Source organism: Gordonia sp. (in: high G+C Gram-positive bacteria), assembly GCF_012515855.1.
GTDB lineage: Bacteria > Actinomycetota > Actinomycetes > Mycobacteriales > Mycobacteriaceae > Gordonia.
The window spans coordinates 1-2,534 of record NZ_JAAYXO010000047.1; the positions used below are offsets into that span (position 1 = coordinate 1).

The 2,534-nt window shown below is 69.5% G+C and carries 3 protein-coding genes; 1 reads left to right on the forward strand and 2 read right to left on the reverse strand.

Going from position 1 to position 2,534, the window contains the following annotated elements:
- Positions 1-143, reverse strand: a 143-nt coding sequence (locus GX543_RS03065; protein WP_290849713.1) for a LysR family transcriptional regulator, incomplete at its 3' end; no start/stop codon positions are given.
- A gap of 72 nt (positions 144-215) precedes the next feature.
- Here GX543_RS03065 and dapA point away from each other — a divergent pair.
- Positions 216-1,145, forward strand: a complete 930-nt coding sequence (dapA, locus tag GX543_RS03070; protein ID WP_290849709.1) for a 4-hydroxy-tetrahydrodipicolinate synthase — start codon at positions 216-218, stop codon at positions 1,143-1,145.
- 49 nt (positions 1,146-1,194) lie between these two features.
- Here the strand turns inward: dapA and GX543_RS03075 are convergent, their stop codons facing one another.
- Positions 1,195-2,082, reverse strand: coding sequence for a helix-turn-helix domain-containing protein (locus GX543_RS03075; RefSeq protein ID WP_290849711.1), 888 nt, complete (start codon positions 2,080-2,082; stop codon positions 1,195-1,197).
- Between the last annotated feature and the right edge of the window lie 452 nt (positions 2,083-2,534).

The following is a 2,534-nucleotide window of genomic DNA, read 5'->3' on the forward strand; positions in this document are numbered from 1 at the left end:
AAACGCACTCCGACCTGCGATTCCAGTCGTTTGATCTGCTGCGAGATGGCCGACGGGGTGAATCCGAGCTCGTCCGCGGCGCGGGCCATGGTGCCGAGATCGGCGATCGCGCGCAGGGCACGTAGCGCACCGACATCAATCATGAAGGACTCCTAACGATTACCCACGATAACTCCTCGCTTGTGGTGATCGTTTCTGCTCGCCACCATGGACGCATGACCTCAGCCATGCCTTCCGCGCGCGCGGCCTTCGGACGCAACCTCGTCGCGATGCCCACCCCCATGAACCCGGACGGCTCGTTCGACGAGCCCGGCATCATCGCCGTGGCCAAGCATCTGGTGGCCACCGGCTGCGACGGGATCGTCGTCGCCGGCACCACCGGGGAGTCGCCGACACTCGACGACGCCGAACTCCTGCGTCTGCTGTCGCTGGTCCGAGTGGGCGCGGGCGACGAGACCAAGCTCGTGGTCGGTGTCGGCAGCAACTACACCGCCAAGAGCATCCAGACCGCGAAGGCGGTCGCGGCCGCCGGTGCCGACGCCCTGCTGATCGTGACGCCGTACTACTCCAAGCCGTCGCAGGCCGGGGTGGTCGCGCACACCGTCGCCATCGCCGACGCGACCGAGCTCCCGGTGATGCTCTACGACATTCCCGGCCGCACCGGTCTGCCGCTGCTGCGCGAGACCATCGTCGAGCTGTCGCAGCATCCCCGCATCCTCGCGGTCAAGGACGCGAAGGGCGACCTGTTCGAGATGATGTCGGTGATCGCCGAGACCGGGCTCGCGTATTACTGCGGGCTCGACGAGCTGAATCTGCCGTACCTGGCCGCCGGCGCCACCGGCCTGGTGAGTGTGGTCGGCGTCGTCGCCGCTGATCGCCACTCGACGCTGATCACTGCCGTCGACGCGGGCGATCTCGCGACCGCGCGTGCAGTGAACGACGAGGTCCGTGCCCTGACCGTCGCGCTGATGCGGACCGCCCCCGGCGTCGTGACGGCCAAGGCCGCCCTTCGCGAGGTCGGCGTGATCGGCCACGCTTCGGTGCGCGCTCCGCTCCTCGAGGCCACCGAGGACGAAGTCGCGGTGATCCGCGCGGCCCTCAGCAACGACGGTCAGCCGGTGCGGGAACTCGCGCCGACGGTGTAGTCGGCGGGACGGTTCCTCGCCTCGGCGAGGGCACCGACCTGCGACCGCGCTACGGCCGGTCGCGGTTCCCCGCGGCATACGCGCCCGGCGACATCCCGAGCGTCGCGGTGAAGTCCCGCGTCAGATGGGCTTGGTCGGCGTATCCGAGGTCGACGGCCAGCGCCGCCCAGTCCGTCGACTGACCGTCGCGCACGCGCTCGGCGGCCTCGATCAGCCGGAACCGGCGGATCACCCAGGTCGGCGAGACGCCGGCGCAGGAGACGAACATCCGTTGGAGCGTCCGCGGCGTGATGCCGCCCAGGCGGGCGAGCTGGTCGACGGTGCGAATGGTTCGGTCGTGCTCGGCGGCCGACGCCACGGCGGCGACCTCGCGGGCTCGCGCGACGCGTGCCGGCGGTCGGGTGTCCAGGAGCCGCACCAGTTCCTCGGCGATCGGTACCGCGCGTCCCGCGCCGAAGCCGATGTTCGCCACCCGCAGCGCGAGGTCGCGCTGGTCGATGGCCAGCACCTCCGACATCGGTAGTTGCCGGTCGTTGAGTGCCTGGACGTCGTCGACCCAGGCGCCGAAGCCGCCCGTCGTGGTTTTGGCTGCGACGTTCCATCCGCTGCCCGACAGGTGTCGGACGGTGACGTCGGTGGTGACCCCGTTGAGGTATGAATCGAGGGAGTACGGGCCCGGCGGAGGGTCGTCGCCCGGCGGCGGGGTGACCCCGACGCTGACGTTGACGGCCGGGGTGGCAAGGACCGGCTGCCGGTGCCGCGCGCCCGCGGGCAGGTCCCAGCGCACCGACCAGAACCAGTCGATGAGCCCGTCCAACTCGGGAGGTACCGGGTAGCGGTCGAAGTCGACCACGGTGAACATCCGCCCCGGCGCGAGGATGCCGCGCGTGTGCTCGGTGACGTCGAGCTCCGGCCGCGACGTGGGTTCTTCGGTCACTGCTGTGATGTTAGTGCGCCGCAGCAGCGCTCGACGTTCCTCGCCCGGATAGAACCCCCAGGATGGTCGAGTGCTGCGAGCGGGTCACGCCGGGCCACAACGCCACAGGATGGTCGAGTGCTGCGAGTGAGCGCAGCGAGCCCGCAGTCGTATCGAGACCGTCATCGAGTCACACTGGGCCACAACGCATCCCGCGCCGAGCACCCTCACCCCGGTCTCGATACTCGCCGATGCTCGCTCCGCTCGCAGCGTCGAACTCGACCAACGTGGAACGCCCTAAGCCCCAAGTTGGTCGAGTGCTGCGAGCGAGTCGCGCCGGGCCACACCCCAAGTTGGTCGAGTGCTGCGAGTGAGCGCAGCGAGCCCGCAGTCGTATCGAGACCGCCGCGCACCACCCACGATCGTGTCGCAAATCTTCAATCGGACAGCCATCCCCGGCTCGTACCGTCGAA